Origin of the sequence: Protofrankia sp. BMG5.30 (assembly GCF_001983005.1) — a bacterium.
Taxonomy (GTDB): Bacteria; Actinomycetota; Actinomycetes; order Frankiales; family Frankiaceae; genus Protofrankia; species Protofrankia coriariae.
This window is the reverse complement of record NZ_MOME01000082.1, coordinates 1-6,464: the sequence shown is the minus strand read 5'-3', so window position 1 is coordinate 6,464 and position 6,464 is coordinate 1. Positions and strand designations below refer to the sequence as shown.

The 6,464-nt window shown below is 60.1% G+C and carries 5 protein-coding genes; all 5 read right to left on the bottom strand.

The features are described from left to right. Positions 1-9 precede the first annotated feature (9 nt). Positions 10-210, bottom strand: coding sequence for a hypothetical protein (locus tag BL254_RS24445; RefSeq protein WP_047221656.1), 201 nt, complete (start codon positions 208-210; stop codon positions 10-12). A gap of 541 nt (positions 211-751) precedes the next feature. Then, positions 752-2,773: an AAA family ATPase gene (locus BL254_RS24440; RefSeq protein ID WP_076845360.1), complete on the bottom strand. Its 2,022-nt coding sequence runs from the start codon at positions 2,771-2,773 to the stop codon at positions 752-754. 488 nt (positions 2,774-3,261) lie between these two features. Continuing rightward, positions 3,262-4,197, bottom strand: coding sequence for a hypothetical protein (locus tag BL254_RS26645; RefSeq protein ID WP_139342498.1), 936 nt, complete (start codon positions 4,195-4,197; stop codon positions 3,262-3,264). A 244-nt stretch (positions 4,198-4,441) separates the two neighbouring features. Then, the gene (locus BL254_RS28875) at positions 4,442-5,947 is read right to left on the bottom strand and encodes a helix-turn-helix domain-containing protein (RefSeq protein WP_076845356.1); all 1,506 of its coding nucleotides are present in this window, start codon (positions 5,945-5,947) and stop codon (positions 4,442-4,444) included. A gap of 220 nt (positions 5,948-6,167) precedes the next feature. Then, on the bottom strand, positions 6,168-6,464 hold a 297-nt coding region (locus tag BL254_RS24425; protein ID WP_139342497.1), incomplete at its 5' end, for a transposase.

The window sequence follows — 6,464 nt, the reverse complement described above, 5'->3', positions numbered from 1 at the left end:
CCCAACCGGTCATGCGGTGCGACGTAGTGCCTCTCCGTCATCGGCAGTGACCTGCCGGGCGTAGGCGTCGAACTCCTCGATCGACGCGAACGACCGCAAGCATCCCGCGGACAGATCCTCATCCGCATCCACGAGCACCTCGTCGAGCCAGGCGGGTGGATCAACAAGCTCGACATCACAGAGAGCTGCCGGCAGCTCGGGCTCCTGCATATAGCCCTCCCCGCTGTGCGGCACAGGCTGTCTCACCCGGTGCACGGTACGCTGTCATGGGATTCCGTGTGGATGGTAGTCGCGCAGAGCGCGACACCGGGGGTCCGGGGGCCGCCCCCCGGGTAGACATCACGTCCCTCGGCGAAGCCGATCAAAGATCGGCGAGCATGGCAAGCCGGCGGGTGCGCCGCCAGGGACTTGAACCCCGAACCCGCAGATTAAGAGGAAAGAGCGGTTTGTCCGCTGACGTCCGTGGACGTCCGCCGTGTCAGCGTGGCCTGCGCTCGCCGTCCACCGGTGTTCGTGCTCGTCCGCCAACATCCGCCGGCTTGGGTACACCGATGGGTACACCGGTCGCGGGACTGCACCGGGCTCGACTCGAACAATCTGACCCCTCCCGGGCCGGCAAGCGGGGGCACCTGCTGGTCGAGGAAGGCCTACAGTCTGCCACGGGACGTGGCCGATCAACACTGACGGCTGTTATGCCGCATTGACGTGCCCTGCTCGTCGGGAGGCCGCGCCGGGCCTTACAATCCATAGCCTATAGAGGTTGAAGGATCTTCCGCTCCGACGAAAAACTGATCATTCTGTGCGGAAGATTGTTAACCATCTCGCTAATCGTGCCCTCGCTCTCGCTCGTCGCGAATATGATCTGTACTGGAACGCCTCTGGTAGTCATCCATGCAGACCGAGACAAAAGACGCTCGAAGCTTATTGGCGCCGTATCTTGCTGCCGCGGTTCATCGAAGACCAAGAAAGCCGGGTGATTTCCATTACTGCGTAGGCTAGTTTCGAGTAAACCGAGGAGATACGACCAGATTAGTCTGATCATGTCACTTGCAGACAAGTCGAACCCGAGATCGAATCCTTCGTGGGTCGGACGATACGTATCGTCCGACACTTCAATCGTGTCGGGCTGAAGAGACCCGAAGCCGTAACTCTTCAGCTGCTCCCGAATGATTTTTTCCAACAGTCGGAGCTTGGCAAGATCGCTCTCGTCAACCCTTACTTCGCCTATCGCTCTAAGCCGCTCGCTATTTGAACGCCATGAGGTCGATATTTCGCTGAGCTGGCGGGTAATCCTAATGAGTTCTGCTTGCTTGCGGATCAGATCTTCGTGTCGGTCCTCGACCCTGATCCTCTCCGCGATGTCTGTTGCAGACGGCGTCGAGTCAACATCTGATAATGCCTGCTTATACACACGAACGCGCCGTCGTAGACCGGTAACCTGCTCGCGAAGGAGTAGTTCTCGCGCGGCAAGAGCGGTCGAAACTCGATCAACATCGTGAAGCATTGCGCGAAAAGTTTGAAGCTCTTGCTCTATAAAGGTTATATTTTCATCGATCGACATCGGAGCGTGTGAGATCTCCATGCCGTCACGAAGCTCCTGGTGGCAGGTAGGGCAGATACTGTAGTCGTCCAACAATCCGGATTGCGAAGCACCAAGCCTCTTAAGAGCCCTTAAATCGCGATGTCGTTGTAGATCCTCATCCAGCGCATCGATCCTACTTTCTATTTCGACCTTACGGYGGCGATTACTCTCAACTTCCTCCATGACAGCGGACAGTGCGGTAGCGGCGTTTGTAAGAGAATTCTGAGCAGACAGGAGTTCACTTTCTCCCTGTTTGGCGACTTGATCCACTCTACGAATCGGCGTTCTTTGAGAACGAGCTACTTCCGCCGCGAGACGATCAATCTCATCATCAAGGCTGGACCAAACCTGCCCGGTACTAATAGTGTAAGAGATCGAAGAGATCTCGAAGTTTTCTGAAGGTTTTTCAAAATCGYCTCTGACGACCACGCCGGCCGATTCAGCTGAAGTACTTAGTGCCCGCGCAACTGACTTCCAGTCGCTTTCTAAGATGGATCGCGCTGAAATGAGGCGTTGGCGAGTCAACACACGCTCGAATGCATCGAGCCCTAGAATGAATTCCACCGCCCTTTTTCCTGGCTCCCTGAGACCCAGATAGCCAGGTATCCTAGCTTGCACCCCGGACCATCCATGCTTTTGTTCTACGTAGAAGTAGGGAAAGAGCGCTTCGAGGTACAAGGGCGCCTCCCCACCATCCATTCGCGTAACTCGAGGAGTCTGCCAGCCAAGGAAGCGGTTGAGCTGGAAGTGAAACCCTGCCTCTCGCTGGGCCGCTCCCGGTCGACGCACAAAATAGTCTCGTTGTGGYCAGTCCCCTGGATCGGTCAGCATGSGGCCAGCCCAAGTTTGTATTACCGAGGTATCGGGTTGGCCACGTACCGTTCTTCTAATTGCCAAGATCTCGCCATTGCTATTCTCGATCTCAAGACTTACATACGACGATTCGATCGTGAATACTTCCCCGCCTGCTTCAATGATGTCAGTCATAGCATGAGGAAGCGGAACCTCCCTGCGGGGACTCAGCATTCCCTCCAGCCCAAGGCCATAGATTATTGCCTGCAGGCAGGTAGACTTCCCGCTCGAATTGTCGGCCCTGAGGATATTCAAGCCGTCGTCGAAGTCTATCGTCGTGCCGAAGGTCGGACCGTTAGTGTTCGCCTGCAGAGCGAGACGACGAATTTTCAGGCGCATCACTCAGCCCATCCACGCAACAGCATCGTRCACAAAACGTTGAGTGACTCGTCTGGGAAGTTTATTGAGAAATTCCTTTTCGGAACGAAGCGTGTCAGGGTCACGGTTGATGGCTTCGGCGAGAAGAAGACCYTTTTCTGTCAACGTAATTCGGYCGTTGCTAGAACGCTTCACAAGTCCAGAACCGTTGGCTAGATCGATTGACAGGGATATTGAGGGCTCGAAACGTACTATTAYGTCGTCCGGCCTCTTCTCTCCACTGATCCACCGAAGGAAGACGGCTCTAGATTTCGTAGTTCTGATCGCCCAAGAAAGCACATGCAGCTGCTGAACTGTTGCTGTGTCTGCGCGACATCTGCGCAGTATCAGGGCGAGAATCACTAGCCGCCAGGATAGCCGGAGATCAGCAGGAACAGGATCTGGTCGGCGTGCGAATCTGACCGGCGTGTCGATGGCGGCGAAGGCACTTTCGAGGAAGTCCAGGTCATTCATGCTGCCGCCTCCGCCGGAATAAAGTCCAGAGGGCAGCGCATTAGCCAATCGGCTACCGAAGCCCAAGAAAACTGCCTGGCCATATCGATGCCGAGCGCCGGTACGGAACGCTGCAGATCCTGAGTCAGATCCTCTACGATTTTTAGGATCTGACTCGCCGAAGGACTATCGAAAAAGGCCCCGTACTCAAGTACTAGAAGGTCTTCTTTCTGGGCCCTGCAGCGTTCTGCGGCTTGCCACTGGTCGGGATACTTCAGGCGCATTGTTTCGAGCACGTTCTCAGCCTGAAGATACTGTTTCATGAGAGTCTCTAAGTAGCGGCGAGCCATCTCTTTACTGGGGAGAAACGAAAGTTTCCGCGTCGCTGTGGCGACGAGCTCGGTATTCTCTATGGCCCAATCGCTGGTTGGCACTTCAGGAAACTCCATGTCCATAAGCGGCGGCGGAATGCCCAGAAGTGAAGATCTTTCCCTAGAGAATGAATCGTCGGTGACGACAACAATAGCAAGATCGTTCGCTATGAATGGCAAGCCCCAGGACTTCACTTCTTCTACCTTGCCTTGGGCGTGCTGAAGAAGCTTGTGCGAGTCATGGCGATGGACCATGAACATGTAGCGTCGAATTTTTATCGAACCAACAAGGCGAGAAAGCTCCTGCTCATTGTGTCGAAGTTTTCCGAGATCTTTTGTGAGCTTGTTGCGCTGACTCTCGTAGAGGTCCGCTGTCGACAATGGCTCAAGGGCGGCGTAACAMTGGTACGCGCATCCATCCTGCGTGAACGCCTCAAGGCCGAGGTCTCCGCCGTGGCGATCGGGAACTATATGAAAATCCTGGGCTCCGTGGTGGAGGCGTAGAATGGCCATGCAGTACCTTTCCCATTCCTTGCCGTCCCAGACGCGTACCGCTCCCACAGTTCCCCCCAGTAGCCACATGTGTACTGCAATCCTGCCTATCAATTGATGATCCGTCAATGGGTAGATCGGCCTGCGGTCTCTGCGGATAGGTGGTGCGCGACGCGCCCGGCGAGCATGGCGCGCCAGCGCCACGCGCAGGCGGTCGCGCGGCGCGGCCCGCTCTTGATCCTAAAACGGATAATTCGGCAGTCAGTCAGCCTCGGACATAGCCGGCGTCGTCCGTCGGGCCGCACCGCTGGTCGTCGGTTCGGCTCCGGTGTGGTCAGGCTGCGCTGCCGGCAAGCGCGGTGCGGTCGATGCGGGAGACGAGTTCGCGGGCGTGGGTATTTTGCTGGTACGGGGCGAGTCGTTTCCGCAGGTCGGTCATGGCGGTGACGTAGCGGGCGGAGGTGGGGACTCCGGCGGCGATGTCGATCGCCGTGTGGCCGGCGGTGATGGCGCCTTCGAGGTCGTTTTGCTGGGTGAAGCTGACGGCGACGACGGTTTGGCTGAGTGCCCCGCGGCGTCCCCGGTTCTGCTTACGGGCGGCCTCGACGGACTGGCGGGCGTAGCGGTGGGCTTCGGTCGGGTCGCCGATGTCGCGGAGACTGTTCGCGATCTCCCCCGTGACGTAGGGCTCGTCGATGAACTTTGCCCATTCGGGTTCGTTCGCCGGGTTGATGAGATCGAAGGTCTTTTCGGCCTGCGCGATCGTCGCGGCGGTGTCGGTGGAGCGGCCCAGGACCGACAGGGCGCGGSCTTCCAACACGTACAGGTCGGTCAGGGCGGCGGGGGCACGCAGACCACGCAGGCCGTGGCGGCCGGCGCGGGCGAGCCGGAGCCCTTCGTCGGGGTGGCCGAGTTGGGTTGCCTGGTCGGAGAGGCCAGCCAGGACATGGGCGCCGAGCATCCGGTTACCGGCGGCGTCGGCGAGCCGGAGGGACTGGATCAGGTAGCGCTGCGCGATGCCGTGTTGGCCGGAGTCGAACGCCATCCAGCCGGCGAGATAGGTCTGTTCGGCGGCGACCTCGAACAACGCCTGGCGGACGGGCTCGGGGTGGGATTCCTGCAGGAGCGGGAGAACGTGTTCGGTCAGGTACTGGGCGACGGTGCGGCGGGCGATGTCACCACCGCCCTGGATGACGTCCATTTCCTGGAACACGCCGAACATGTTGCGGATGGACTCGACCGCGGCCATGTCCGCGTGGGCGGGCCGGCCGGCGTCGGCGGCGTCCAGGCTGGTCAACARCCAATCTCGGCTGGGGCCGGCGAGTGCACCGAGAACGAATGATGAACGAAGCAGCATGTCCCGACGGCGCACGTCGGCCCTCCCGAGCTCGGCGACAGTGCTCAGGGTACGTCGCACCGAGGGTTCGTACACCAGTCCTTGAGCGGTTGCCTCGGGGTTGGTGACCGGCTGCTGAGCGGTGCCCGACCGGCTGTCGACCACCGGCGCCTTTACGTCTACCTGGGCGTGCGGTGGGTGTGCGGTKGGTTCCCATGTGCGGCGGGCCAGGCCGAGCATGCCGCCGGGGATGCGCAGGCCGTCGGCGATGCGTTCGATCAGTTCCAGGGAGGCCACCCGGTCCCGACCGTGCACGATCTTGCTGACGCGGCTCTGGTCGAGGCCCTCGACCGCGGAGGCGATGCGGTCCTGACTGGCGGCGTCGTACTTCCGCATCAGCCGGAAGGCGGTGCCGAAGTCGCGGGCGGCGAGCGCGGCGCGCATGTCGTCGCGGGCAAGGAGCCGTTCGGACACCGTGTACGGGCCGAGGGACACAACCGGCATATCTGATCACCCTTCCGGCCCGGAGAGGGACACGTCTCGTGGCAGGACTGGTGCCGACAGTACCTGGATTACGCCCAACGGGTAGTAGGACATCGTTAGGTGACTCCGGATAGGTGTTGTGTGACGTTGGGTGTGTGGGTGAAGGGTCGTTGGYAGGTGGGGCAGGCGCCGGTCCAGACGGCAAGCAGGGCCYGGAGGGTGCGGAGAACTCCGTAGAGAGTCAGGCCGGCGCAGGGACTTTTGGGTCGCGGCGGAGCTGGGTGCAGAGCGCTTGGGCGATGCTGACGAGGGTGACGTGGTGGTGCCAGCCGGTGAAGGTGCGTCCTTCGAAGTGGTCCAGACCGAGGCCGTCTTTGAGTTCGCGGTAGTCGTGTTCGATCCGCCAGCGGATCTTCGCGAGGCGGACGAGGTGCCGCAGGGGGGTGCCCTCGGGCAGGGTGGACAGCCAGTAGTCGGTGGGTTCGGGCTGGCCGGGGGGCCATTCGGCCAACAGCCAGCAGTCCGGCAGGCTCCGGTC